The organism is Aquimarina sediminis (assembly GCF_002895435.1).
GTDB lineage: Bacteria > Bacteroidota > Bacteroidia > Flavobacteriales > Flavobacteriaceae > Aquimarina > Aquimarina sediminis.
Map to the genome: position 1 here is coordinate 118,203 of NZ_POYJ01000007.1, position 25,686 is coordinate 143,888.

At 32.9% G+C, this 25,686-nt stretch carries 21 protein-coding genes; 10 read left to right on the forward strand and 11 right to left on the reverse strand.

Annotated elements, in window-relative coordinates:
- Positions 1 to 145 precede the first annotated feature (145 nt).
- Both C1X07_RS15840 and rlmB read left to right on the forward strand, forming a co-directional pair.
- On the forward strand, positions 146 to 922 hold the full coding sequence (locus tag C1X07_RS15840) for a hypothetical protein (protein WP_103071007.1): 777 nt from the start codon (positions 146 to 148) through the stop codon (positions 920 to 922).
- Between the two features lie 99 nt (positions 923 to 1,021).
- Positions 1,022 to 1,756 (forward strand): 23S rRNA (guanosine(2251)-2'-O)-methyltransferase RlmB, encoded by a 735-nt coding sequence (gene rlmB / locus C1X07_RS15845; protein ID WP_103071008.1) that lies wholly within the window; start codon positions 1,022 to 1,024, stop codon positions 1,754 to 1,756.
- Between the two features lie 39 nt (positions 1,757 to 1,795).
- Here rlmB and C1X07_RS15850 read toward each other — a convergent pair whose 3' ends face one another.
- Entirely contained in the window at positions 1,796 to 2,560 is a 765-nt protein-coding gene (locus C1X07_RS15850; RefSeq protein ID WP_103071009.1) for a rhomboid family intramembrane serine protease, read from the reverse strand.
- A gap of 294 nt (positions 2,561 to 2,854) precedes the next feature.
- Between C1X07_RS15850 and C1X07_RS15855 the strand changes: the two genes are divergently transcribed.
- Positions 2,855 to 4,138 carry a replication-associated recombination protein A gene (locus C1X07_RS15855; protein WP_103071010.1) on the forward strand — a complete coding sequence of 428 codons (1,284 nt, stop codon included), beginning with the start codon at positions 2,855 to 2,857 and terminating at the stop codon, positions 4,136 to 4,138.
- A 5-nt stretch (positions 4,139 to 4,143) separates the two neighbouring features.
- On the opposite strand, the gene C1X07_RS15860 is transcribed toward C1X07_RS15855, so the two are convergent.
- The 6 genes from C1X07_RS15860 to radC are packed head-to-tail and all read right to left on the reverse strand — an operon-like array spanning position 4,144 to position 9,645.
- Complete coding sequence (locus tag C1X07_RS15860) at positions 4,144 to 4,941, reverse strand: hypothetical protein (RefSeq protein WP_103071011.1); 798 nt, start codon at positions 4,939 to 4,941, stop codon at positions 4,144 to 4,146.
- Between the two features lie 4 nt (positions 4,942 to 4,945).
- Positions 4,946 to 6,331, reverse strand: a complete 1,386-nt coding sequence (locus tag C1X07_RS15865) for a DUF5723 family protein (RefSeq protein ID WP_103071012.1) — start codon at positions 6,329 to 6,331, stop codon at positions 4,946 to 4,948.
- Entirely contained in the window at positions 6,328 to 6,903 is a 576-nt protein-coding gene (locus C1X07_RS15870) for a hypothetical protein (protein WP_103071013.1), read from the reverse strand. Before C1X07_RS15870 ends, C1X07_RS15865 begins: the two co-directional genes overlap by 4 nt.
- A gap of 46 nt (positions 6,904 to 6,949) precedes the next feature.
- Positions 6,950 to 7,636 carry a YjjG family noncanonical pyrimidine nucleotidase gene (locus C1X07_RS15875; protein ID WP_103071014.1) on the reverse strand — a complete coding sequence of 229 codons (687 nt, stop codon included), beginning with the start codon at positions 7,634 to 7,636 and terminating at the stop codon, positions 6,950 to 6,952.
- Positions 7,629 to 8,933, reverse strand: coding sequence for a polysaccharide deacetylase family protein (locus C1X07_RS15880; protein ID WP_103071015.1), 1,305 nt, complete (start codon positions 8,931 to 8,933; stop codon positions 7,629 to 7,631). The genes C1X07_RS15875 and C1X07_RS15880 overlap by 8 nt, the downstream gene beginning before the upstream one ends.
- A gap of 13 nt (positions 8,934 to 8,946) precedes the next feature.
- Positions 8,947 to 9,645, reverse strand: a complete 699-nt coding sequence (radC, locus tag C1X07_RS15885; protein WP_103071016.1) for a RadC family protein — start codon at positions 9,643 to 9,645, stop codon at positions 8,947 to 8,949.
- 230 nt (positions 9,646 to 9,875) lie between these two features.
- Between radC and C1X07_RS15890 the strand changes: the two genes are divergently transcribed.
- The 3 genes from C1X07_RS15890 (at position 9,876) to C1X07_RS15900 (ending at position 11,485) form a co-directional block, all read left to right on the forward strand.
- The gene (locus tag C1X07_RS15890; RefSeq protein ID WP_103071017.1) at positions 9,876 to 10,319 is read left to right on the forward strand and encodes a hypothetical protein; all 444 of its coding nucleotides are present in this window, start codon (positions 9,876 to 9,878) and stop codon (positions 10,317 to 10,319) included.
- A gap of 111 nt (positions 10,320 to 10,430) precedes the next feature.
- Positions 10,431 to 10,874 carry a DUF1569 domain-containing protein gene (locus tag C1X07_RS15895; RefSeq protein ID WP_103071018.1) on the forward strand — a complete coding sequence of 148 codons (444 nt, stop codon included), beginning with the start codon at positions 10,431 to 10,433 and terminating at the stop codon, positions 10,872 to 10,874.
- Between the two features lie 11 nt (positions 10,875 to 10,885).
- Positions 10,886 to 11,485: an FMN-binding negative transcriptional regulator gene (locus C1X07_RS15900; protein WP_103071019.1), complete on the forward strand. Its 600-nt coding sequence runs from the start codon at positions 10,886 to 10,888 to the stop codon at positions 11,483 to 11,485.
- Here the strand turns inward: C1X07_RS15900 and C1X07_RS15905 are convergent.
- A complete protein-coding gene (locus tag C1X07_RS15905) occupies positions 11,482 to 12,840 on the reverse strand; it encodes a UDP-N-acetylmuramate--L-alanine ligase (RefSeq protein ID WP_103071020.1) in 1,359 nt (452 codons plus the stop codon). The two genes, C1X07_RS15900 and C1X07_RS15905, sit on opposite strands and share 4 nt — an antisense overlap.
- 399 nt (positions 12,841 to 13,239) lie before the next feature.
- On the opposite strand from C1X07_RS15905, the gene C1X07_RS15910 reads away from it, so the two are divergent.
- From C1X07_RS15910 to C1X07_RS15920, 3 genes are all read left to right on the forward strand, one after another.
- Positions 13,240 to 19,302: an alpha-2-macroglobulin family protein gene (locus C1X07_RS15910; RefSeq protein WP_241507271.1), complete on the forward strand. Its 6,063-nt coding sequence runs from the start codon at positions 13,240 to 13,242 to the stop codon at positions 19,300 to 19,302.
- Between the two features lie 97 nt (positions 19,303 to 19,399).
- The gene (locus C1X07_RS15915) at positions 19,400 to 20,059 is read left to right on the forward strand and encodes a TIGR02117 family protein (protein ID WP_103071022.1); all 660 of its coding nucleotides are present in this window, start codon (positions 19,400 to 19,402) and stop codon (positions 20,057 to 20,059) included.
- Positions 20,060 to 20,153: 94 nt separating this feature from the next.
- Positions 20,154 to 20,612 (forward strand): carboxymuconolactone decarboxylase family protein, encoded by a 459-nt coding sequence (locus C1X07_RS15920; RefSeq protein WP_103071023.1) that lies wholly within the window; start codon positions 20,154 to 20,156, stop codon positions 20,610 to 20,612.
- A gap of 266 nt (positions 20,613 to 20,878) precedes the next feature.
- On the opposite strand, the gene C1X07_RS15925 is transcribed toward C1X07_RS15920, so the two are convergent.
- From C1X07_RS15925 to C1X07_RS15935, 3 genes are all read right to left on the reverse strand, one after another.
- Positions 20,879 to 21,589 (reverse strand): hypothetical protein, encoded by a 711-nt coding sequence (locus tag C1X07_RS15925; RefSeq protein ID WP_103071024.1) that lies wholly within the window; start codon positions 21,587 to 21,589, stop codon positions 20,879 to 20,881.
- Positions 21,590 to 22,044: 455 nt separating this feature from the next.
- Positions 22,045 to 23,043: a GTPase ObgE gene (obgE, locus tag C1X07_RS15930; protein WP_103071025.1), complete on the reverse strand. Its 999-nt coding sequence runs from the start codon at positions 23,041 to 23,043 to the stop codon at positions 22,045 to 22,047.
- A 90-nt stretch (positions 23,044 to 23,133) separates the two neighbouring features.
- Positions 23,134 to 24,240: an adenylate kinase gene (locus C1X07_RS15935; RefSeq protein ID WP_103071101.1), complete on the reverse strand. Its 1,107-nt coding sequence runs from the start codon at positions 24,238 to 24,240 to the stop codon at positions 23,134 to 23,136.
- A gap of 256 nt (positions 24,241 to 24,496) precedes the next feature.
- On the opposite strand from C1X07_RS15935, the gene C1X07_RS15940 reads away from it, so the two are divergent.
- Entirely contained in the window at positions 24,497 to 25,654 is a 1,158-nt protein-coding gene (locus tag C1X07_RS15940; protein ID WP_103071026.1) for a 5-(carboxyamino)imidazole ribonucleotide synthase, read from the forward strand.
- Positions 25,655 to 25,686 lie beyond the last annotated feature (32 nt).

Sequence of the window (25,686 nt, forward strand, 5' to 3'; positions counted from 1 at the left end):
CTTAGCAATGTTACTCATCAAGAGTAATAAGCATCTTAACTTGGTTTACTTACTTTTTTATGGTATTTTTAACAGTTCTATAATTGAAAATCAAGAATATAGAACAATATTCAGTCAGTAAAAATAAACTATTAAATCACTCACTATGATTATAAACAATCTTTTAACAAAGAAAAGTAATGTATTCTTATTTGCTTTAACACTAGCCTTACTAACAAATTATTCCTCATTTTCACAAAAAATGTGGAAGTCTGAAGCTCCTGCCAATCAACAAGGTCGTAACCTTAAACTAGATGACTTATTTAATCAAGTTAAAAAGTTATCCAAAGAAGATATCCTGGCTAACATAAAAGGCTCTCCTTATCTATCAGAGAACTTTACTCAAGGAGATGTGTATTTTGAAGCAGATCCTGTTGGAAAACTATACATGCGTTATAATGCTTTTAGTGATGAAATTGAAGTAAAGAAAAACACTAATGACAAAGATTATTCTGCTCTAATCAAAAGTAAATTAATCAACTGCAATTTAAATCAACAACAACTTATCTATAGCACATACAAGCCTATAGATAAAATGGCTGAAGAAGGATATTTAATATCACTTACAAACCCTTCTAATTCCTATACATTGTACAAAAGAATAAAAACTATTTTTAAAGATCGTGGTGTAGAACAAGCTACCTCTTTATCAAAAGTTAGTGAAGCAAAATTTTCTACCTTTACAACTTATTACCTTCTTGCCAAAGATTCAAAAGAAGCTAAACAACTACCAAAGAAACAAAAGAAAATTTCCTCACTTTTTCCAGAACAAGATCGTTCTGTTATTTCTGACTATATAAAAGAACAGAACATTAACCCTAAGAAAGAAAAAGATCTAATTAAGTTAATCAACTTTGTAAATGGACTAGGTCAAAAAATATAGATCCTAACCCCTTTATTCAATAAAAAAATAGTTGATTTTTTAAAATACATCCCGATGAAATTTCATCGGGATATTTTTTTATAACTATCTTTGACGACTATGAAGAATGAATCCCTGATTTTCGGTATTAGAGCAATAATAGAAGCTATAGGAGCTGGTAAAGCTGTTGATAAACTTTTTATCCAAAAAGGATTGCAAGGAGAGTTATCTAAAGAATTAATGAAAGTAGTACGAGAAAAAAATATTACTATTAATTATGTACCTGTAGAAAAACTAAACAGACTAACACGCAAAAACCATCAGGGTGCTGTTGCTTACATCTCTCCTATTGATTTTTATGATCTGGAGAATCTAGTGATAAATGTTATAGAATCAGGAGAAACTCCTTTGTTTTTGATTTTGGATCAATTATCTGATGTTCGCAATTTTGGAGCAATTATAAGAACTGCTGCTTGTACGGGAGTTCATGGCATTATCATTCAGAAAAAAGGAGGAGCACCTGTTAATGCAGATACTGTTAAAACTTCTGCAGGAGCCGTATTCAAAATTCCTATTTGCAAAGTGGATCATATAAAAGATGCAATGTTTTATTTACAAGGTTCTGGAATTCAAATAATCGCTGCCACTGAAAAAGCCGACACCAATATATATGACACTGATCTTACGGTACCATCTGCCATCATTATGGGAAGTGAAGGTAAAGGTATATCGCAATCTGTATTAAAGCTGGTTGATCAGCAAGCAAAATTACCTATGCATGGAGATATTGCTTCACTTAACGTATCTGTTGCCTGTGGTGTATTTCTGTATGAAGTAACGAGACAACGTTTATAAAACAAATAAATCTTTTAAAACAATTACCTAAAGTTGACTCTAGTTAGATTTTTCATTCTTTGAAGAGTCATCGGTATCAGTTGTATTTTCTTTATACTCATAAATGACAGTTACACTACTATCAGGAGTTTCTTCTGGAATACTTTCTATAAAGTTCCCATTTTCGTCAAAATGTTTTAAAAATTCATCTTCTTCTGGTATAAAATCATCGGATTCCCATACATATTGATCAGGTGTTACCACCCCCTTTTTAATAAAAAGCGCTAAGAGTATTCCTGTTACCAGTCCTGACAAATGGCCTTCCCATGAAATTTTAGGATCTATTGGAAAAACATACACAACCATGCTCCCATAAATAAAAACAACTACAAAAGACAGCGCAATCAGCCTAAAATGCTTAGCCACTATACCCTTGAAAAACAGAAAACCAAAAAGCATGTAAATAACTCCACTGGCTCCAATATGATTTGCTGACCGCCCTAACAACCAAGTCAAAAAACCCGTTAAAAGCATACCTATAAATAATACTTTCCAAGCATTTTTCTGATAAAAAAAGAATAATGCCGCTGATAAAATCAAAAGAGGTAAAGTATTATGCCATAAATGGGTGATATCTGCATGAATAAAAGGAGAAAATATCACCCCTCTAAGCCCTACAATTGTTCTGGGATATACACCAAAATCATTAAAATCTACTCCGAAGCGAATCTCGAACCAAAAAACTATCCAAATAAATAATACAAATAATAAAGGGTAACCGACAACCCCTGTATTAAATCTAAAATGATTATTCGTTTCTTGCATAACAACAATAATATATCAAAAAAAACTCCAAAATCTAAACTTCGGTTAAAATGGCAGGTTCTTACTTAATAAGAACACTATCATACAATAGGTCTAATTAATAAAGTAGACTTTACAAATTCTGAAATAAGCTATATTATAAATTAATGCTCTACCTGATTTATTTTCTCTTCAAATCCAATGAAGGTTTGTAACTTTGCTATTATCAAATAAGTCCTTTGGGTGAAATTGATACCAATCGAAATGATTGTTATCGATTCTACTTAATCCTCGGAAAACTATAATAACCAGCGGATGAATGAAAACAAACCACTTGCAGAGCGAATACGTCCAAAATCTCTAGAAGAATACTTGAGTCAGGAACATCTGATTGGTGATGATGGTTCTCTCACTCAACAGATAAAAAAAGGCATTATTCCCTCGCTAATACTTTGGGGACCACCTGGAGTAGGAAAAACAACTCTAGCAAACATTATTGCTGCCGAATCAGGAAGACCTTTTTATACTTTAAGTGCTATAAATAGTGGTGTTAAAGAGGTAAGGGAGGTTATTGAGAAAGCAAAACAAAGTGGAGGTCTATTTACTGCCAAAAATCCTATTTTATTTATTGATGAAATTCATCGTTTTAGTAAATCGCAACAAGATTCTTTATTAGGTGCTGTAGAAAAGGGATGGATAACTCTTATTGGAGCAACCACTGAGAATCCCAGTTTTGAAGTAATACCTGCCCTTTTATCTCGCTGTCAGGTTTACACACTTAATCCCTTTGGTAAAAAAGAATTGGAAGCTCTTCTACATAGAGCAATGAGAGAAGATGAGCATCTAAAAACTAAAGAGATAACACTTAAAGAGACAGAATCATTACTTAGGCTAAGTGGTGGTGATGCCCGAAAGCTATTAAACATCTTCGAATTGATCATCTCTAGTCAAGATCATGACCCAATTGTTATCACTAATGATCTTGTTTTAAAATTGGTACAACAAAATACTGTACGTTATGACAAAACAGGAGAACAACATTATGATATTATTTCTGCTTTTATTAAATCTGTTAGAGGTAGTGATCCTAATGCCGCTGTATACTGGCTCGCCCGTATGATTGAAGGAGGCGAAGACCTTAAGTTTATTGCCCGAAGGATGATTATTCTAGCTTCAGAAGATATAGGAAACGCCAACCCTACGGCTTTGATTCTAGCTAATAATACTTTCCAGGCAGTAAATACCATTGGGTTTCCAGAAGCAAGAATAATACTGAGTCAGTGTGCCGTATACCTTGCTTCCTCGCAAAAAAGTAATGCCTCTTATATGGCTATTAATCAAGCCCAACAATTAGTAAAGCAAACAGGTGATTTATCTGTTCCTCTTCATATAAGAAATGCACCTACCAAATTGATGAAAGAATTAGGGTATGGTGAGGATTATAAATACTCACATAACCACAAGGATAATTTTGCAAAGCAAGAGTTTCTTCCGGATGAGATTACAAACACAAAACTATATGATCCAGGAGATAATCAACGAGAACATTCGATGAGAAAATTTCTCAAATCCAGATGGGAAGATAAATATGGATATTAGGCACTTTACTGTCTTGCAAATGTATCTGTAATCAATTTATTGGTTACCGGATTAATGCGTTCTAAGACAAAATTACCATATCCATCAAAATATCCATTACCGCTAAGATCTCCTCCTTGCACTATATAGTTTTTCCCGTTTGCTGATTTAAAGATCTTTCCTATGGAAACTTGTTCTCCTTCATTTTTGAATATTTCATATCCATATTCTTGTTTTTTGAAGATAAACTTAGAATCATTAAAGATATACAGAGAAGACTCTGTTGGGGTTTTTATTGTACTTTCTTCCTTTTTAGTTTCGACAGGTTTTTCTTTTTCAACAACAGCTTCTTCTTTAACTGGTGTTTTCTCAACACTTTTTTCTTTCACATCACCACTATAGGCATATTTTAGGGCTGCTACATCCTTAAACGCATTTCTTAGAGCTTCATGATAAGCTGGTTTAAAATCTTTTTCTCTACTTTTCCCTTCAGAAGATGTAAATACGACAGTACCATTACAATCTATTAATTCAACAGTAAGTTTGGTTGTAAAAACACCTGGTCTACGTTTCACATTTGCTTTCAATGCTTTACACCCATTATCATTAAGATCGGAAGGAAAGTTTTTACTATCCATAAAGGCATTAAAACCGTATTTATTAAATAAAAACTTAGTCAGTGAATTGATTTGATAGACATCTGTCCCTTTTAGAAAGCTATAACTTTCGGGAACAACAACATACTTAAAATCATTGATACTCTTTTGAGCGCTCATGCTCAAAGTTGAAGCCAAAACAACCCCTAAAAATATAATACGTAACATACAATCACATTATAACATTAAAACCAAATTGAAGAGAAATTCCTCTTGCTTTTGCAAGATTAGGATATTCTAACAAATTATTTGCCGAAATATAAAAATTAATTTTCTTAATATGAGTAGATAACAGAAATCCTACATTATAATACGAATAATCGTCTATCGTATAAGTAAGCTTGGTTCTCAAAAAATTAAACAATCGTTTATAATAAAACAATGAAGCTGCATACTGAGGTCTTTTGGGTCTAAACTGAGTAAATAATTGTACCCCAAAAGCATCCATATATGGAGGTTGCTCTCCTTCAATATAACAATCACAGGTACCATCATCATACCTATTAAAAGAATATTTGATCGACCCATTTAATTTTAATGGACGCATCGTTATATATGCTTTACTCAATGTATCAAGTGGAATGGCTTCTTCTAATTCATCCAAAAAATTCTGAGAATCCTCACCAGAGAACTGAATAGGCGTTTCAAAACCTTCAAAAACATAGTTCCCTTGTGCTTTGTAGGTTTCTACATCTTTAGAATATAAGATCAATCCAAGATCATTAGCACTACCAGTGATAGACAATTGCTCATTTACTTTATGTGTAAACCCCAGATCAATACCTAATCCTAAATTACCCCCTAACAATGCCCTTCCTACAAGTTTATTGACAACTTCTTTTCCTTCAAGTTCTTTAAGAGAAGTATACCCTGATGTTCTAACTGTGACATCTGCATTGCTAATAATATGTTGATAGATATTATCTCCTTGCGGTGTTTCTATGGTAGTAAAAGTCCCCCTATTTCTGGCACTGCGCACATGAAATATACTAGAATACAATTTTGCACGAGCCCCAAAAATTAGTTTCTTATTTACTTTCTTATTATACCCAAAGTGATATACCGTTAATAACTCACTCGATCCACTTATATTTGAAAATCGAAATGGTCGATTAAGAAATTCCTGATTACCTTGATAAGCTAGAACAGCAAAATCCTTTGGAAAATACCCAATAACATCCAACTCTTGATAAATTCCTCCAGAAAAGTATATTTTATTGTTTTTCTTGCTTTTCCAACCAAGATTTACAAATTCTAATTGCTGTGTTGTTGTTAAATAATCATTACTGGTAAGTTTGTTAAGTGTAGTTTCTATCTTATCGTTAATATCTCTTCCGTCGTCTGCAAAAATATCATATAAGGATCCTCCTCTTAGTCCTGCATTTAAATGAAAATGAGATAAGAAAGGTACCCCTGCATGGTAATCAAAATTTACTTCGGCACCAGGATTAAGCATTAATGATTGAGGTAAATCTACAAAATCATATAAAGTTTCCTTATTTTGAGAATAGACAAAGCATCCCCACAAACCAATAAGTAAGAACACAAAAACTCTCATAATTCATAATTAATAAAGTAAGTCCCCTTTGATCTTAATTCAAGAATTCCATCAAGACTACTATTTACATTTTGTACTTGAATCGAAGAAACTAGTTTTGCAGCATTACTTAAAATATTGATTGCATTAGTATCAAGAACGATTACTTCTGTGGTAATTACTGGATCGGTTCCTTCACCGTTACCACTTTCGGCTATCATACTATACAAAGGTCCAATTCTCTGATTATTCTCATCTAAGAATCCAAAATCAAATTCAAAATCTCTTTGAATAGTATTCTTAAACTCAAAGGTCAACTCTACCCTTTCTAAATTATCTACGACAAAATCAGTTCCTAAAAGATCATAATTTAGTGTATCACTAATTATTACTTCAGGGATAGAAATAGCTGGGTCTAAATCTGGATCTATAAACTCATTGGTATCGAATTTTGAATACACAAAATCCACTTCATAAACTGGAGTCAATGCAATATCTTCTACTTGATCAAAATCCACATCTTTTACACAGGAAATGAATTGTATCAGTATGCCTAGAGCACATAATAGTACATGTGTTTTTTTTGTTTTCATTTTGGGGAAAATGTTTTGTAAACATCTAAAATACAAATATTTATTATTAAAGATAATTTTTAATCTCCTTTAACATAGACACTTGAACATTATGAAGGGGCAATTTTTCCTTGTGATAATTAAAGCATATCGTTTTCAATCCTACAGCTTCTGCTCCTATAATATCAGCTTCATAGTTATCTCCTATCATTATACTTTTATCTAATTTTGCACCAGATTTTTTTATCGCTTGCTCAAAAATAAATGGGTTTGGTTTTTTTACACCTGCTTCTTCACTATTGGTAATTGTATCAAAATATTGCGCTATTCCTGAGTTTACAATTTTTTTGTATTGAACTTCTTTAAATCCATTAGTGATAATATGTAAATTATATTTAGGATTAAGATATTCTAACAAATCTTGTGTTCCATCAATTAAATAATTATGAAGTGGCAAAAAATCAATATAGTCTTCAGATATTGCGTCTATTGTTACCAAAGGCAGCTTTTTGTGGAGAGAAGCAAAGGCTTCTGTAAGCCTCCCTCTTCTGAGTTGTTTTTTAGTTACTTTTTCTTCTCTATATAACTTCCAATACCTCATGTTGATTGGCTGATATATCTCCAAAAAATCTTTGACAGCTATTTGTATATCAAATTTCTCAAAAATCATTTGAAACGCGAGAGAAGAGTTTCTATCAAAATCCCAAAGTGTATGATCTAGGTCAAAAAAAACATGCTCTATACTTTTATTCATCTGCAATAGTCCAAATATATTCTAATATTGATTTCCAAAAAGAATGATTATGTAGTTCACTAAATAATAAATTACTAAAAACGGGAATAAACACTCCATTTACATCCTTCACCTTATTAAGATATGAAATGATTTCTTCTCTTGTACTCACTGAATCATTAGCATACTCTTCACCTCCTATATCTGCAAAACAAACGGAATGTATTATTAGTGGGGTCTGTACCTCATAATCCAAATCATAAAACATAAAAGGAGTACAGGTGCCTGCTCTAAAACCAGAATATTCTGCGTACCCCATCGAATAATCTTCACCTATCTCTAATTCGATAAAATTGCGATACGCTTCGGGTAATTTAATTTTAAAAAAAGAACAGAGTGCATGCTCCAACCTTCTATTCAAAATATTTTCAATTCGTAGCTTTTCTTTTTTCAAAACTACTGCATCGGATATTGCCGCATAAGAAATTTTTAGTCCAACATCAGTATAATCAGCTATATGTTTAATGATCTTGTGATGTTGCGGGCGATTATAGCCCACATTCTTTTCATATGTAGAATAATCACCTAGCCCAAATAGCACTTTAGATTTTCTTTTTTTTCTTTTTTGTAATGTGATTATAAAATCAAAAATATCATATGGATCTTTTTTTACTCCGATAATTACTTTTATCCTGTCTGTAAGTTTATCGAATTGTAGCCTCCACAAATCCCGAATCCCCCCTCCTAGTGACCTCAGAACTCCTTTGTTTTTATACACAAAGGTTTGAGAAACAGAAACAATAGGGATTATATTAAATTTCTTTTCCTTAAAATCTAAATTTGAATATTTTTCTATAAGTACCTTCTTTAACTTATATGCCCATATATCTACCACAGGATCCTGTAAAAATCCATTGATATATCCAATACTTTCTGTAGCAGGAAAACGCCCCATGTCATCTTTTACGTGTGGCAAATATTCTTCATACCTAGTTAACAGATAAAATGTAGCGGCAAAAATATCAAATGGTAGTGCTGAACTACTATGTTTAACTTCAAAAAAACATTTTGTTTCCTCCCAATCTGACACTTGAATATCAATATCATTTAATCCATGTTCAAAAAGCAAATCGACACTTTGAAAATAAAGTTCCTTACCCAATGGCTGTTTCCCATAAGATAGCTTTGGACCATCATGAGCAATAAAAGTTTCTATTTTTGAAGTTAAGTCAACCTCTAAACCTAAAATACGTTTACATATTTGCTTGAAGGTATAAGAAACCCTAGGTGTAATTTTTTGTACATGAATTAATAACATATTTTTTTACATATTATAATATAGCTTCGTCTGCAAAGCTAAAATAGCTTTTTTCAGTAATAATAAGGTGGTCCAATAGTTTGATATCCAAAGTAAATCCCGCTTCTTTTAATTTTTGAGTCAATATTTTATCAGAGTGGCTAGGGTGTAAAGCGCCACTAGGGTGGTTATGCCCAATTATTATCCCTGTAGCTCCATATTCTAACACTGATCTAAAAACTATACGAACATCCACCAAAGCTTCGGTCTTTCCGCCTACACTAATTTGTTTTTTTTGGATCACTTTATTTGCATTGTTTAAAAACAATATCCAAAACTCTTCGTGTTCGAGATCGCCTATAATAGGTCTTAAAAGATTAAAAGCATCCTTACTACATGTTATTTTGGGTATTACTAGCGTATGTTCATCTCTTCTCCTTCGTCCCAGTTCTAATGCCGCAACAATAGCAATAGCTTTTGCTTCTCCAATCCCTTTAAAGTCCATTAACTGTTTTACCGACAATTTACTTAAAGTATTAATTTTATGATTAACACTAGCCAAAATTCGTTTACTTAAGGCTACAGCACTCTCTTCCCGATTTCCAGAACCAATTAATATTGCAATCAACTCTGCATCTGTTAATACATTCTTCCCTTTAGCGATTAATTTTTCTCTTGGACGATCATTTTCACTCCATTCCTTGATCGAAAATGAAGAATTTAACTCATTCATATAATTGATTTAATAATTAAAAAAAAGTTCTAAACCCTACTTGAAAGTATAAACTATTTCCCTCAATAACAACATCTTATTACATAATAAATATACCGTAATCAATATTAGATTTTAGGTTATAACCTATAATTTAGCCACATATATTTGTTTGAAAATGAAAGTTTTACTATATTTGGACACCCTTAATTGAAAAATGAACATTTTAACAACTTCAAATTAACCTATTTATGAAGAATATTTTTACTTTCGTTTTGCTTCTTGCGGCATTGAATTTTTACGGGCAGGATAAGAAGATTTCGTTTCTGAATTTAGTAGGAAATAACATACAAGTGCCTAACGGATGCCAAGCGCAATCTGAATATGAGCTACAAGCTTGTGATGGAACATCTATTAAATGGGACTATTATAGTGATGATATGCTATCCGCTGTTTTTGATGCTACAATTACTGCTTTTGCAGAAAGCAATGACTCAAAAACAGAAGTGACTTTTACTTCTTTTGGTGCTCAACTAAAAGGATATAAATTTAAAATGGGAACTACCTTTCAATATTTTTTATATGGTACAATTAAGGATCAACCCTTAATGATCAATTTAGGTACACCAAAAGACATAGCATCTAATGATGATTTAGATGGTTTCTTAAGTCTTTTCTTTGATGAAGTAAGTTAAAAAAACAATATATAATATCATACGATAGAGATCAGTCCGCAAGATTGGTCTCTGTTTTTTTATACAAAAAAGTCTTATTTTTGATTATATACAGTATAAGGAACAATTGTTATGAAATCTCTTTTCAATCCAGACATACAAAATGAAATAGAAAATCGTATTGAAAGCTTATCCAAAAACAGCTTACCTATTTGGGGAAAAATGGATATTTCTCAAATGCTGCATCACTGCCAATTTCCACTAAAAATTGCCCTAAAAAAAGATTCTCCGAAAATAAAATCAAATTTCTTTGCTAAATTATTATTTAAAAAATCCATGTATAATGACAAGCTCTGGAAAAAAAACATACCAACTCTCTCTAAACTTAAAGTAACCGATCAAAAAGATTTTGACACTGAAAAAGAAGTACTTTTAAGTCTTGTTACTAGTTTTTCTAACCAAAGAGATAGAGAAGAATGGAATGATCACCCATTGTTTGGAAAATTTACAACTGATCAATGGGGGAAAATGCAGTATAAACACCTCGATCACCACCTTCGACAATTTAACGCTTAATACCCTCCTCTGTGTATCCACCAAAACATCACCAAGAATACAATTCTAAAAATATTAAGCAAGTAGCATTAACTTATCCTTTTGCTACATTGATTTCTGCTCAGAACAAAAAGCCTTTTATCACCCATGCTCCTCTTATCTTACATCAGGATAAATTGGTGGGACATATTGATAAAAATAACCCTCATGTAGATCTATTAAAAGAAAACTATCCAATTGTTGCCGTTTTCCAAGGACCACAAACCTATATTTCTCCTTCTATATACTCTACCCCTCAATTACCAACATGGAATTACATTATTGCCCATGCCAATGGTTATGTGACAGAAATCAAAGACGCTAAAACCTTGAAAAACTCCTTGGTAACTATGACAGAATACCTAGAGTCTCCTAAGCATAACTATACCTTATCTCACGATGATCCGAGAATGGACCGATTGATCAATTTTATACATGGTTTTGAAATTAATGTAGAACACTGGGAAGGAAAGTTTAAATTAAGCCAAGACAAAACACCCACAGATATTGAAAATGCAAAACAAGAATTAATTAAAAACAACCAGCAAAATACAGCTGATTTTGTAAACCTTTTGTTTGAGAGGCATTTCTAACTTTCAATCCAGTCTTTTACCTCATCAAAATCTAGTCCTCCATAATTACCACTACTCATAAGCAGCAATGCAGAATTAGCAAAATCCTTTTTATTTAAATATTCTCTAAAACTTTCAGGGTTTGTATAAATAACCAGATCATCTCGATTAAAAGCTTCTGCAATTTGAGAAGCAGAAACCTCTTCAAGTTGTTTAATTTTAACGGCATGAGGAGAATAAAACACTACAGCTTCGTCGGCCGCATCTAATGCTCCCTCATATTCTTTCAAAAAGTCTGCATTCAAACTACTATAAGTATGCAATTCCAGACAAGCAACTACTTTTCTACTTTGATACTGCTCTTTAACCGCTCTGGTTGTTGCACTAACTTTAGACGGGCTATGTGCAAAATCTTTATAGGCAACAGCATGATTGCTCTGTGCTATTTTTTCTAATCGTTTTGATGCACCTTTAAAAGAAGCAATAGCTTCATAAAATTCATCCTCATCAATCCCCATATTTTGACAAATCCATTTGGCTCCTGCAAGATTACTCAGGTTATGCGCTCCAAAAACTTCTATTGGCATCTCACCCTCTGGAGTATGCAATAAAGTTTCTCCATTTTCTACATTATACTCTGGGGTGGTATATGGAAATTTGCGCATCGGTATTTCAGCAAGTTCTGCTAGTTTTTTCACCTCTTCATCTTCCTCGTTATATACTAGTGCTCCACCATTAACAATAGAATTCATAAAAATTCTAAATTGATCTATATAATTATCAAAAGTTGGAAATACATTAATATGATCCCAGGCAATACCACTTACCAAAGCTATGTTCGGTTTATATAAATGAAATTTTGGTCTGCGATCTATAGGAGAAGATAAATATTCATCTCCTTCTAAAACCATAAAATCATTATCTTCTGTTAGATGCACCATAGTATCAAAACCTTCTAATTGTGCCCCTACCATATAATCTACTTCTTTTTCATGATAATGCAGCACATGCAAAATCATTGAGGTTATTGTTGTTTTACCATGTGACCCTCCTATCACTACTCTGGTTTTGTTTTTGGATTGCTCGTACAAAAACTCTGGGTAAGAATATATTTTTAAGCCTAATTCCTGAGCTTTAATAAGTTCTTCATTATCCTCTTTTGCGTGCATGCCTAAAATAACAGCATCCAGATCTGAAGTAATTTTCTCTGGAAACCAGCCAAATTGATCTGGTAATAACCCATATCTTTCCAGTCTAGATTTTGAAGGTTCAAAAATAGTATCATCACTACCGGTTACCTGATATCCTTTTTGGTATAATGCCATGGCAAGGTTGTGCATTGCACTCCCCCCAATAGCTATAAAATGTACTCGCATATTTAGCTCTTAAATCAAAGAGTAAAGATACAATTAACAATTAGCTAATAAAATAATGATGTCATGAAAACAATTGCTTTTTTCCCTTTTCTCGTCATTTCCTAACCAAATCACAGGTCTTCCTAAACAAAACATACACTTCCCTCAATTACCATTTCATTATTCTTCTAATAGTATTTTCTTCGTGATCTAATAGAGTTAGGTATAAATTTTGATTTATAGCTACAAAATTATCAAGACTCATTTCAAATACGTAGTTTTATGATGTCATTCACAAATCATGAAGTGTTTTTACACAAAATAACACAACACTTCTTTACGTTTGTTTCACAACCTAATATATATATGATGAAAAAACAAATCATCCTTATTATAATCTGTATATCAAATTTATATACCATGAAAGGTCAAGAAGATTACCAAAATGATTGGAAAAAAATCGAAACTTTTAACCAACAGGGACTTCCAAAATCCGCCTTAGAAGTAGTAGAAACGATATATGACAGAGCTCAAAAGGCAAATAATGATAACCAAGTGATCAAAGCATTGATTCACAAGGCAAAATATATGCTTACGCTAGAAGAAAATGCACAACTCACTATCATTAAAGACTTTAAAAATGAGATCAGCAAGAGTAAGTTTCCCAAAAGAAATATTTTAGAAAGCATTCTTGCTAATTTATATTGGCAATATTTTCAGGAAAACAGATGGAAATTTTACAACAGAGCCCAGACTTCCAAAAAGGTTGATCAAGAGGATTTCAGAACATGGGATCTGGAAACATTGTTTGCCGAAGTACATTTGTATTATCAAAAATCCCTTCGAAATGGAGTCTTGGCGCAACAGACAGATCTAAAGAAGTTTGATGATATCCTTAACACCTCTAAAGATTCAAAAAAATACCGTCCAACTCTTTATGATTTTCTAACGCATAACGCTTTAGACTTTTACAAAACTTCTGAGACCAATATCACCAAGCCTGCATATGCATTTACGATAGACGACAAAAGATATTTGCAAGACCACAAAGTCTTTTCTTCTTTACCCATAGCGACAAAAGACTCTTTGTCTTTACAGTTCAATGCGTTAAAACTATATCAAAACTTATTAAGTTTTCACAAAAGGGACAAGACTCCAGATGCACTGATCGAAGCCAATATCGAGCGAATCAAATTTATATCCAAAAATGCAGTCTTTGGAGACAAAAAAACCGTTTTACTTGAATGTCTAAAGTCTGAAAAAAGTAAGTTCCCTACTCATGCAGCTTCAGCCCTGTATGATTATGAAATAGCTAATTTATATAAAGAAAATGCTGCAACCTACATTCCTGAAGAAAATGAAACTCATCGCTGGAAATTAAAAGAAGCCGTAGAAATATGTGATGCTACCATTAAAAAGTTTCCTAATTCTAGAGGAGCTAACAAGTGTAATTCACTAAAAAGTCAGATACTATCTACCGCGCTAGATATTAAAACCGAAGAATATATACCGATACAAACATCAGGGCGACTACTAATTACTTACAAAAACTTAAATAAACTTTATTTCAAGACTCTAAAAATAAGTCACAAGCAATTAAAAAGTTTAAATCGATTATACAAAACTCCTGATCAGATCAAATTTTTAAGCTCTTTAAAAGCAAGTAAAACCTGGGAAGCTAGTATTAGAGATGAGCATGACTACCAAAGTCACACCACTGAAGTATTGTTACCCGAATTAGAACAAGGTCTTCACTTAATTTTAGCAACTACATCAAAAGATCTTTCTGAAGAAAACATGTTCTCTTTTGGCCATACTCAGGTTACCAATTTGGCATTGATAGAAAACAGAACTCCCGAAAAGTTAACCTTTCAGGTTTTGAATCGCCACAATGGAGCACCAGTTTCGAATGCCAAAATAAACTTAAAAACTCTCAACCAGAGAGGATATGGAAACAAATTGGATAAAACTCTAACTACGGATGAAAATGGACAAGCACACTTAGCATTAAACAAATATTATTATGATGTAACTATTACTGTTTTACATGAGAAAGATATCGCAAAATTTGAAGGGTATTATCTGAATCAATCCTATAAACAAAATAATACGGCAGAGACTCATCAAAACACCTTTCTTTTTACCGATAGAAGTATTTACAGACCTGGACAAACTGTCTATTTTAAAGGAATCATGATGTCGTCTACTGGTAAAGAAAATTTTAAAGTTATTCCGGATCAATTTACTTTTGCTACTCTTGTAGATGTAAATGGACAGGAGGTAAAGACTTTAAAATTCAAAACAAATGATTATGGCTCCTTTAGTGGTGAATTCATCCTTCCTTCATCAGGATTGACAGGGAATTACACTATAAAAACCAATAATTACAATAGTACATCTTTCTCTGTAGAAGAATATAAACGACCTAAGTTTGAAACCAAATTTAACCCTGTTACCAAAACCTACAAGGTTAATGATGTTATAAAACTAGCAGGAGTAGCAACAGCATATGCAGGGAGTACAATTAGCGATGCAAAAGTAGTCTATAGGGTGCATCGTAAGGTCCAATATCCTCTTTGGTGTTATTGGTACCCAAGACATACCGTAGAACCCCAAGAAATAACCCATGGAGAAACCAAAACTAATAAAAAAGGAGAATATAATATAGACTTTACCGCATTACCTGATCTAACGGTATCCAAAGAAAACCTACCTATTTTTAATTATGAGATCATAGCAGATGTAACCGACATTAACGGTGAAACGCGAAGTACAACAACAATAGTTAATGTAGGATATCATACTTTGACAGCTAATGTTTCTATCAAAAATGAAATAGACAAAACTCAAAAGGATCATTCACTTACTATAACTACATTAAACCTAAACAATGAATCCATTGCTGCAAATGGGACTATCAAAGTTTTTAAGCTACAAGCTCCCGATAAAACAATGCGTATTCGACCATGGAAAGCACCAGACTACAGTGGATTTAAAAAAGAAGAGTTTAAAAAATTATTCCCTCATGATGCCTTTAAAAATGAACATGATTATCGAAAATGGAGTAAAGGACAACTAGTACTTGATAAACCTTTTAGCACGTCGGCTACAAAAGAAAATGCAATTGGTACACAAAAATTAACGCTGGGAAGTATTAAAAAATGGAAATCAGGAAAATATATAATAGAACTAAACACTAAAGACCGATTCGGACAAGATGTAAAAGACATACAATACATCACTTTGTTCAATCAAGGTGATAAAGTGATCAGTGATCAACAATTATTTGAAATTACTACTGATAAAGCCATCTATAAAATTGGCGATGAAGCAATCATCAAATTGAGTTCTGCTTCAAAAGATATAACAGTTACCATTGATATTGAAAAAGATCATAAAATTATCAAGACCCAACTCATTAGACTTTCTAATAACAGCAAAACAATTAGAATTCCTGTTACAAAAGAAGATCTTGGAGGGTTCTCTATTGGTTATAGTTATCTAAACTATAACGGTTACCAGAGTGGTACCACTATAATTCCTGTACCATACGAACCCACAGAATTAAGTATCGAAACCAAAACATTTAGAGATAAGTTACTTCCTGGTCAACAAGAAACATGGAGTTTTACGATTAAAGGACCTAAAGGAGATAAAGTTAGCGCAGAGCTATTAGCTAGTATGTATGATGCTTCTCTGGATCAATTTAAAGGACACAAATGGTATTTTACTCCAATTAGCCGTCCTGAATACTATGCAAACAGCAAGCGACAAGCATCACAAAGTTTTGGAGTGCAATCATTTAGACTAAACAACTATAAGAGTCCAAGTAACTATTATGGTGGGCAAGGATATGATCAACTAAATTGGTTTGGGTTATATTTTGGTCAACAATATTTTGGAGGCAGAAACCGAATGTATGATGTCATGGAAAGTAGTGCACCTGCACCTATGATGCGGAGATCCAAAGCCAAAAAAAGCATGACGGCAGCAGCTGTACAGGAAGAAGCAGAATTTATGGTAGCAGATGATGATAATGCTGTGGCTGGTGCTCCTGGCGAAAAGGATGCAAAAGAAAACAAAGAAAGTAACGATGACAAAAAACCTGAAAAACAAACAACTTTGGAAGGTGTAAAAATTCGTAAAAACCTACAAGAGACTGCATTTTTCTTCCCAAAACTAACTACTGATGAGGATGGCAATATTAGTTTTAACTTTACTGCACCCGAAGCATTAACTAGATGGAAATTACAGCTTCTTGCCCATACTAAAGATTTAAATTCAGCTACCACTACTCTAGAAGCAGTTACTCAAAAGGAACTAATGGTTCTTCCTAACCCTCCTAGATTTCTTAGAGAGGGAGATAGAATTGTATTAAGCTCCAAGATATCTAATCTTGCCAGCGAGGATCTTGAAGGGATTGCAGAACTACAGTTATTTGATGCGCTAACCAATGAAAAAATTGACACGCAACTTCAAAACAACAATGCTCGTCAAAGTTTTAATGTTAAAGCTAAAGAAAACACCAATGTATCTTGGGAATTACAAATCCCTGACAACATACAAACCGTACAGTATAAAATTATTGCCAAGGCAGGAGATTTTTCAGATGGTGAGCAAAACGTACTTCCTGTACTAAGCAATAGAATGTTGGTAACAGAAACTTTACCTATGTGGATTCGTTCTGATCAAACCAAAACGTTTACACTTGATAAATTAAAAGATAATACATCAAACACATTAAAGCATCATAAACTTACTCTGGAGATGACCTCTAACCCTGCCTGGTATGCCGTACAGGCACTTCCATACCTTATGGAGTATCCTTATGAATGTGCTGAGCAAACCTTTTCAAGGTATTATGCAAACAGCTTGGCAAGTCATATCGCCAATTCTAATCCTAGAATACAAGAAGTATTTAACCAATGGAAATCAAGTGACGCCTTACTAAGTAATCTTGAAAAAAATCAAGAGCTTAAATCTCTAATGATTCAAGAAACTCCATGGTTACGGGATGCCCAAAGTGAAACCGAACAAAAGAAAAGAATTGCTCTACTCTTTGACCTCAATAAAATGAATAATGAATTGCAATCTGCCTTGAATAAATTACGACAAATGCAATATAGCTCAGGAGGGTTCCCTTGGTTTCAGGGAGGGCGTGAAAATAGATTCATCACACAACATATTGCAACCGGGTTTGGACATCTAAAAAAATTAGGGGTTACCCAATTTAATGGAGACACCAATAATATGCTCCAAAATGCAATTAATTATCTAGATACAGAATTTGTACATGAATATAACAGACTTAAAAGGTATTGTGAGAAGAACAAAATTGATATTAACAAAAATCATTTAAGCTACACCCAGATACATTATTTATATATGCGTAGTTTCTTTGCTGATATCAAAAGACCTAAAAAAACTAATGAAGCCTGGAATTATTACATTGGTCAATCCAAAAAATATTGGTTAAGCCAAAGTTTATACTCACAAGGGTTACTTGCCTTGATACTAGATCGAAATAACGATCATACTACAGCTACAAAGATCATTAGATCACTAGACGAAAAAAGTATCACTAATGAAGAATTAGGTATGTATTGGAAATCAAATACTGCTAGCTGGTTCTGGTATCAGGCTCCAATCGAAACGCAATCGCTTATGATCGAAGTCTTTTCTGAAATAGAAGCTGAACCCAAAAGAACTGAAATTGTTGATAACCTAAAAATCTGGTTACTTAAAAACAAGCAAACCAATCGTTGGAAAACTACCAAAGCTACTTCTGATGCTGTATATTCACTATTATTGCAAGGCAGTGACTGGTTATCGGTTACCGATATGGTAGATATCGTACTTGGAGATCAAAAAATTGATCCTAGAACAATGGATGATGTAAAAGTAGAAGCAGGCACAGGGTATTTTAAGACCTCATGGAGCGGCAATGATATAAAACCTAATATGGCTAAAGCCACGATCTCTAAAAAAGGAAAAGGCATTGCCTGGGGAGCTCTGCATTGGCAATATTTTGAAAACCTTGATAAAATCACCTCAGCTGAAACTCCCCTGTCTTTGAAGAAAAAACTATTCCTAAAAAAGAACACCGACACAGGAGAAGAAATCACTGAAATCACTTCTAAAACGAAGCTAGGATTAGGTGACCTAGTAAGAGTACGTATTGAACTTAGATCGGATCGCGCTATGGAGTTTGTACATATGAAAGATATGCGAGCATCTGGTCTAGAACCTATTAATGTAATTTCTCAATATAAATGGCAAGATAATTTGGGGTACTATGAAAGCACCAAAGATGCCTCTACAAACTTCTTTTTTGATTACTTACCTAAAGGCGTATATGTTTTTGAGTATGACTTACGTGTTAATAATAAAGGAGATCTTTCTAACGGTATTACAACCATACAAAGTATGTATGCTCCAGAATTTTCAAGCCACTCTGAAGGTGTTAGAGTACATATTGAGTAGCATAATAAGTTACTTTTGACTATTTTAGACCTCACAGGCTTGTACTTAACTTGATTTAGTACTGTCTGTGAGGTCTAATTATATTCAGAGCTATCATATGAGGATATTAAAAAAGATTTTAAAATTTATTGGAGTAATTTTAATTATTCCGATCACTTATCTCATTATCTCATTGATCTCAACATACATACCTGTAAACAACAAAGAGAGTAGTGAAAAAAAATCACAAACCGTTTACCTTAGTTCTAATGGTGTTCACTTAGAAATTATTATTGCCAAAAATGATCTAAATTCAAATGTCTTACATAGCCAAAAATACAATACTCAAGCCGAGTTTTTCTCATTTGGATGGGGTGATAAAAATTTTTATGTAGAAACGCCGACATGGGCAGATCTAACCTTTTTTAACGGATTTCAGGCATTATTTCTTAATAGTCCCACACTATTACATGTTACCAGATACTCTTCTGTGCAAGAGGATTGGATAATGCTAAAGATCAACCACGAGCAACTCAAAAAAATTAATCAATACATCTCTTCTACATTTCAATTAGATTCTAAAAACAAAAAAATAGTTCTACCTGGTTTAGGATATCGTAGTAATGATGACTTCTATGAAGCAAAAGGAAATTACACTTGCTTTAACACTTGCAATAGTTGGGTAAATAATGGATTAAAACAAAGTGGCATAAAAGCTTGCTTGTGGACGCCTTATGATTTTGGATTGCTAGGTATGCATAAGAACCAAACTCCTTAAGATAATTTTTAAGAAAAACGTAACGCATTTCTTAATCTAGATTAATTCTTTAGTCATTTTCTATATTGAATTTTGTAATAAATGCTAAAAAATCATGGTTATTAAAACAGATAGAATAAATATCAACGAGGTAAATCCCAATGCGTATAAACCTATATTAGATCTCTACGACAATATCAAAAAAAGCTCTTTATCTAATTCTGAGTTTTTACTTATAGAAATTAGAGCATCTCAAATTAACGGCTGTGCGTTTTGTATACAATCACACATTAAGGAAGCGATTGAAAATGGGGAAAAACAATATCGCATACACGCTTTACCATTTTGGAGAGAATCACCATTTTTCACAAACGAAGAACAAGTAATTCTGGAGATTACAGAAGAGGTTACTAATATCTCTATACACGGTCTAAGCAATGAAACATACCAAAAAGCCATTCAATTATTTGGAGAAAAAAAAGTATCCGATATAATAATGGCAATTTGTTGTATCAATGTATGGAACAGAATAGGAAGAGCCACTCAATTAATACCTGAACGTTCTCAATATTAACCAGAATTAATGTTAGATGAAAATTATTTACACCAATCTCTTTTAAAAAACCAGTATTGCACTTGGTTATCTATAAGCCGTAGTCTATAGATCTGATCTAAGTTTGATTGAAGAGGAATATCTTGAGGTAGATGTTTTATAAAAAAAACTACTTTACTGCCTAATAACAAAAAGCTGGCTCTGCATTATGAAGAGTCAGCTTTTTGTATCAAAACATTTTTTTTTCAAACAACCATATTATTCTCTCAATATTACACTTTATAATTTTACTTAAAAGTTATATTGGTTACCTCTTGCTTTAGACTGAAAATATTTGGATGCAAATCTTCATCTGGACCTAAAACAGGCATTCTCTTTGCAGTCCCCTTATATCCCGCCGGAAAGCTATCATCTTTCATAGCTGGTTTAAAGTCATAATTGCCTATTGCATCTCCATTATCCGTATAAACAATACCGCCATTTTTATCATAATATATGGTTGTCATAGTAATCATACTAAAAGCTTCTTTACTATTATTTTCAATAGTATAATCCACAAATTTTTCACCTTTACTATTAGGATTATTAATTGTAGCTTTTAGTACTAAATGATCTATCACATCAATTTTTCTTTTTAAAACCTCCATTTTCGATCTTGTTTTCTCAATACCCCCGAAATACATATTAGCAATAGATTCGTCCAGCTCATATGTTTTTTTTACAGTATTTTCTAAAGGTTTTAATAACTCAAAAATCGAATCATTATAGATTACCACTTCTTTAAAGGTGTTTTCAGAAGGGCTATAAAATTTTAAACTATTAGCCAATCCCTTAACTTCATCAAATTCTTTTTTAAAATCACAATCTACTTCCTTACCCGACAGGTAACAGTTTTCGACTTCTCTATCCGTCTCTTCAGCCCTAGCTGTCTTTTTTTGTTTACATGCTCCAAATGTTGCCAACGCTCCTAAAACTATTACTAAGTATTTTTTTTTCATTATTATAAATTTGTATTATTTCACTTTTTAGTTAATCCATTTCTTTTTTTCGAGAGCAAAACAGTTCTTTATACATTTACTGTATTATCTGCTTTGAAACATCTTTGATGAGATCAAAATTAAGTATCCGGAAAAATAAAAAAGGAACAAATTTATATTTGCAATGAGTTAAAATGGATTCGATTGTAATTATTTGATATTCGAAAATTTCTAGATGTTTTGAAACATCAAATAATAACTAAAAAGATAAAATTATATTGAGAGACTGTTTTTAGACAACTAAAAAAAACTAAAAATGAATAAAACACATAACTTATAGCCAATACATAACTACAGTGTAGAGAAGAACAAACTAGAAAAGAGTCAACTCTTCTTTGTTAACAGAAAGTAACTATAAGGATAAAGATAGATACTAAATAACATACCTACCCCTACTCACCCTTAAACCTTACATACTAAGCATTCAACATTTTCCAGAGTCTATCCTTTAATTCTTGCAATCCTTGTTGAGCTACCGAAGAAATAAATATATAAGGAATATTTAGTTGTTGATCTAACTCAATCTTTAATTCCTCTTTTAATTCGTCATCTAACATATCGCATTTAGAGATCGCAATAAGTCGTTCTTTATCTAACAAATCTGGGTTATATCGACGCAATTCATCCAAAAGGATTTCATACTGTTCTTTAATATCAGGAGCATCTGCAGGAACTAAAAACAACAAAGTAGAATTACGCTCGATATGCCTTAGGAAACGATGTCCTATACCTTTTCCTTCTGCTGCTCCTTCAATAATTCCAGGGATATCAGCCATCACAAAGGTTTGAAAGTTTCTATACTCTACGATACCAAGGTTTGGCTTTAAAGTAGTAAACTCGTAGTCAGCAATTTTAGGTTTTGCAGCAGTAATAACAGATAATAATGTAGATTTTCCAGCATTAGGAAACCCTACTAATCCCACATCTGCCAATACCTTAAGTTCCAATGTAATATCATGCTCCTGTCCTTCAATTCCCGGTTGCGCATAACGAGGTGTCTGATTTGTAGGGCTTTTAAAGTGCCAATTTCCTCTACCTCCCTTTCCTCCTTCTGCGGCGATATATTCTTGTCCTTCCTCGGTTATCTCTTTGATTATATTTTGAGTCTCTGTATCTCGCACTACAGTCCCCAGAGGTACATCTATATAAATATCTCCTCCATCGGCTCCTGTACTTCTACTCTTACTACCATGTCCTCCATGATCAGCTCTAAAGTGACGCTTAAATTTCAGGTGATATAGCGTCCACATATTTGGGTTAGCACGAATAATAACATGTCCTCCGCGACCACCATCACCTCCATCAGGTCCTCCTTTTGTGATATATTTCTCACGGTGCAAGTGAACAGATCCTTTCCCTCCATTTCCGGAAGCTACATGTAACTTAACATAATCTACAAAATTCCCTTCTGTCATAACTCGTTTCCTATAATCATCTCATCAAAAATGAGAACCTTATCAATTTAACATCTATTATATTACTTCTGATCAATTAAAAATCAGAAACTAGAATTTATCTATAATACTATTTAATCTGTCAGTAATTTCTTTTACTGCACCTACTCCATCAACTCCAAAATACTTGTCTTGTTTTTGATAGTAGTTTTTTAAAATGGCGGTTTCATCATAATATACTTTAATTCTATTGCGAATTACTGCTTCATCTGCATCATCAGGTCTTCCTGATGTTTTTCCTCTTTCGAGTAATCGCTCTACCAAAACCTCATCATCGACTTCAAGTGCAACCATTGCACTCACCGCTGTACCTTTAGATTCTAATAGTTTAGCTAATGAGTCTGCCTGAGCTTCTGTTCGAGGAAAACCATCAAAGATAAATCCTTTTGCATTTGGGTTATTATCAACTTCGGCGTTAAGCATATTAATAGTAACTTCATCTGGTACTAATTGTCCTTTGTCTATATAAGATTTTGCCAAAGTACCTAATTCTGTTTCATTTTTTATATTGTATCTAAATACGTCTCCTGTAGAGATATGTACTAGATCATATTTTTGTTTTAAAACTTCTGCTTGTGTTCCTTTTCCTGCCCCTGGAGGTCCGAATAACACCAAATTTGTCATGTTGTTTGATTTTAATTCATAAACTTCTGTAAGATTACGTCCTAATCCATTATAATCTAGACCGTATCCAACAATAAATCGATTTGGGATTTCAATCCCTATGTAATCTATATTAATGTTTTTGGTATATGCTTCAGGCTTATAGAACAACGTAGCAATACTAAATGTTTTACAGCCTTTTCTTTCTAAGATTTCTTCTAAGACTTCTAATGTATTTCCAGTATCTACAATATCTTCCAAAATCACTACTGTTCGCCCAGACACCTCTTCTCCTAATCCTACTAACTCTTTGATCTCATTAGTTGTCTCGGTTCCTTCATATGATGCCAGTTTTACAAAACTTACTTCGCAATCATGGTTAAATCGTTTCAAAACTTCTGAAACAAACATAAAAGCACCATTTAACACTCCTATAAATAATGGATTTTTATCTGCCAAATCCCTATTTAACAAAGCTGCTATTTTATCTATTGCCGTTCCAATTTCTTCCTCTGCAATAAAAGGACTAAACTGTAAATCGTGCAGTTTTATTATTCTATCTTGCACTTGTTATGATTTGATTTTAAATTTGAAGCCGCAAAGATAGTGATTAGAAATGAGCATAACTAAGAATTAAGGCATCAACCGAAATGACATTTTCCAGAATTCTGTCAGGTCTCTAAAAACACAAAACAACCACCCTAAGAATTATACCTAAAAGAGTATACTCAAAGTATTTACCTTACAATATTATGGTTATTCCTTTTTAAAAAATTATTTTTGCCAAATAAAGTAAATTTTGAGCCCAATAATGACAAATTTTTTCTCGTCAAATTTTAAGTTAGGAATATTAGGAGGTGGACAACTTGGCAAAATGATGTTATACGAAACCCGAAAATATGACATCCGTACGCATGTTCTTGATCCTAGCCAAGATGCTCCTAGCAAAATAGCTTGTGATCATTTTCAACAAGGTAATCTTATGGACTATGATACAGTTTATAATTTTGGAAAAAAAGTAGACGTACTTACTTTTGAAATAGAAACCGTAAATCTAAAAGCTCTGGCTCAACTGGAAAAAGAAGGAAAAACAGTCTATCCAAGTGCAAAGACTTTAGAAAAAATACAAAATAAAGGGAGACAAAAAATCTTCTATGAAGAAAACAACATACCCACCGCAGAGTTTGTTAGGTTTTCTAATAAAGCACATTTGACAGAAGGGATTACCAATAATAAAATCAAACTCCCCTTTGTTTGGAAAAGCACTCAGGGAGGTTATGATGGCAAAGGAGTATCCGTTATAAAATCAGGTGCTGATTTGGCAAAAATACCAGATACCGAATGCATTGCAGAAAAACTAATCGATTTCAAAAATGAATTGGCTGTAATCGTGGTTCGTAGTCCAAGTGGTGAAATTAAAACCTATCCAGTAGTAGAAATGGAATTCCACCCAGAAGCAAATCAGGTAGAATATGTAATATGCCCGGCAAGAATCGATGATAATGTAACACAAAAAGCAATACAAGTTGCTACAAAGGTTTCTAAAGCTTTTGAGCATGTAGGTATATTAGCGGTAGAGATGTTTCAAACGCAAGATGACGACATTCTTGTTAACGAAGTTGCACCCAGACCGCACAATAGCGGACATTACTCTATAGAAGCCAGCTATACAAATCAATTTGAACAACACATAAGAGCTATTTTGGATTTACCACTAGGGGAAACCGAGAGCAAAGTAGCCGGTATAATGGTTAATCTAGTTGGTGCTGAAGGACATACTGGAGATGTTGTATATAAGGACATAGAAAGCATCTTAAAAATGAAAGGTGTAACACCTCATATTTATGGTAAAAAACAAACTAGACCATTTAGAAAAATGGGACATGTTACCATAATAAACAAAAGCATTGATGAAGCTAGAAAAATAGCTGAAAAAGTAAAAAACACAATACAAGTTGTAAGTAAATAAAAAATGTTGTCTTACTAATTAAACAATATTCT